Origin of the sequence: Aquimarina mycalae, assembly GCF_029906345.1 — a bacterium.
Lineage (GTDB): Bacteria > Bacteroidota > Bacteroidia > Flavobacteriales > Flavobacteriaceae > Aquimarina.
The window spans coordinates 1-2,544 of the sequence record NZ_JARYGY010000026.1; the positions used below are offsets into that span (position 1 = coordinate 1).

Here is a 2,544-nt window from a genome sequence, read left to right on the forward strand (position 1 = left end):
TGGAAATTCTTGCCAAACTGACCCACTTAATCCTGCGAAAGTGACCCATTGAATCCTATTTAAAGTGACCTGGGTATTCCTGTTTAAATTGACCCACCCCTAAAAAGAGCGTGTATTAAATAACTTGTATGGTTATAACCAATAAAAATAACCATGGCAAATACTATTTTAGACATGCGAAAAATCAAGAAGTTATATCGTTTATACACTCAAGGAGTCAGTAAACGAAAGATTAGCAAACAATTAAGTATCTCCAGAAATACAGTTCGTAAATATATAGGGATACTAGTAAAGAGTAAACTCACTAGTGAGGAAATAGATAGTCTTAACACAGAAGATTTACGTTTATTATTACGGATCGATGAGACCATAACTACAGGTCACCCTTATGTTTTTAAGTTATTTCCAGAGATGAGCAAACAGCTTAAAAAGGTTGGAGTTACCAGATTCATGCTTTGGGAAAATTATTATCAAAACAAAAAGGTGTTTATCTCTTATTCTAGATTCTGTCATTTATATAGAGTATGGTCACGAACCCAAAGTCCAGTGATGCGTTTTATTCATAAGGCTGGAGATAAAATGTTTGTAGATTTTACAGGAAAGAAGTTACAGGTTATAGATCCATCAACAGGAGTAATAAAAGAGATGGAGGTTTTCATTGCTATACTGGGAGCTAGTGGCTATACCTATGTAGAGGCATGCGGATCTCAAAAACGAGAAGATTTTATAGGTTGTATGGTTAATGCCTTACATTTTTTTGGAGGCGTTCCTAGAGCAATAGTAACTGATAATTTAAAATCAGCGGTTACAAAGAGTAGTAAATATGAACCTATTCTCAATGAGAGTTTATTAGCAATGGCTACTCATTATGATACAACTATACTACCAACTAGAACATATCGTCCAAGAGATAAAGCATTAGTAGAGAACGCGGTAAAGATTATGTATATTAGGGTTTTTGCTGAGTTAAATACTCAAGATTTTTATACCCTTGGAGCTTTAAATGATGCTGTATTGAAGCTTACGGCTAAACATAATACGATGAACTTCCAAGCTAGAGATTGTTCTAGGCTGGGTTTATTTACATCTTTAGAACAAGAAGAATTACTACCATTACCTACAGAGAAGTATCAATTACGAGATTATTTAATGGGGACAGTATATAAGACTTCTCATATACATATTAATAAAGACAAACATCATTATAGTGTTCCTTATCGATATATCGGAAAGAAAGTTCGCATCATTTATACTAAAGATACCGTTGAGATTTATTATAAACAAAAACGTATTGCTGTTCATAAAAGAGGAATAAAACGCTACGGTTATACTACAGATAGAGAACATATGCCTTCTACACATCGTTATGTAGCCGATTGGAACCCTGATACATTTTTAAACTGGGCAGATGGTATTGGAGACCACTGTAAAACCCTTATCACCTTATTACTAGCAAAAAGACAACATCCAGAACAATCCTATAAATCCTGTGCAGGAGTGCTTGGGTTCTCCAAAAAGGTTGGAAATGAACGTCTAGATAATGCTTGTAAACGAGCTTTAGACTATGAACGTATCAACTATCAAAGCATAAAAAATATTCTTGAAAAAGGATTGGATTACTTGCAAGAAGATACCAATACAGAATCCTCTATTCCTAAACACAATAATATCAGAGGAGGCGATTACTATAAATAATTAAACCATTATATATTATGAATGACCAAACATTAAATCAAATGAAACAACTAAGGCTATATGGCATGCATAGAGCCTTTACAACAACATTAGAGGCAAATCACCTTCATTATACTAATGATGAATTAATAGCCTACTTATTACAATCAGAATGGGATGATAAACATAACAGAAAGATTGAACGGCTAACCAAAGCAGCAAAGTTCAGATATAAAGCTTCTGTAGAACAAATATCCTTTGAACCAACAAGAATGATGGATAAAAATCTATTGATGAGATTTACTTCCTGTGAGTTTATCAAAAATAAAGAAAACATACTCATTACAGGAAGTACTGGAGTAGGAAAAAGTTTTATTGCTTCTGCTATTGGTTATCAAGCCTGCTCTTTAGGCTATAGAGTTAAATATTACAATATTAACAAACTCTTCAGTAAACTTAAACTGGCAAAAGCTGATGGATCATACCTTAAGGAAATTGATAGAATAGAAAGACAAGACCTACTTATTCTTGACGACTTTGGACTCCAAGAACTCGATAATAATAAAAGGCAAGCCTTTATGGAAATTATTGAAGATAGACATGGAAAACGATCTACTATTATTGCATCACAATTACCTGTTATTGGCTGGCATCAAATCATCGGTGAACAAACTATTGCTGATGCAATTTTAGACAGACTAGTACACGCTGCTCATAGAGTTGAACTCAAAGGAGAATCTATGAGAAGAAAAAGAAAAAAACAATAATATTTTTTATACTTTTATAATCACAAAACCGCTCTTTTTAGAACCTGTTTTACTATGCGCAATTTAAACAGGAATGGATGGGTCAAATTCATAGGAATCTCCA

General features: G+C 33.4%; 2 protein-coding genes. Both read left to right on the top strand.

The window, feature by feature from the left end; genetic code table 11:
• The first annotated feature begins 153 nt into the window (after positions 1–153).
• Positions 154–1,695, top strand: a complete 1,542-nt coding sequence (gene istA, locus QBK95_RS22860; protein ID WP_280936885.1) for an IS21 family transposase — start codon at positions 154–156, stop codon at positions 1,693–1,695.
• Between the two features lie 17 nt (positions 1,696–1,712).
• On the top strand, positions 1,713–2,441 hold the full coding sequence (istB, locus tag QBK95_RS22865) for an IS21-like element helper ATPase IstB (protein WP_280936886.1): 729 nt from the start codon (positions 1,713–1,715) through the stop codon (positions 2,439–2,441).
• The last annotated feature ends 103 nt before the right edge of the window (positions 2,442–2,544 follow it).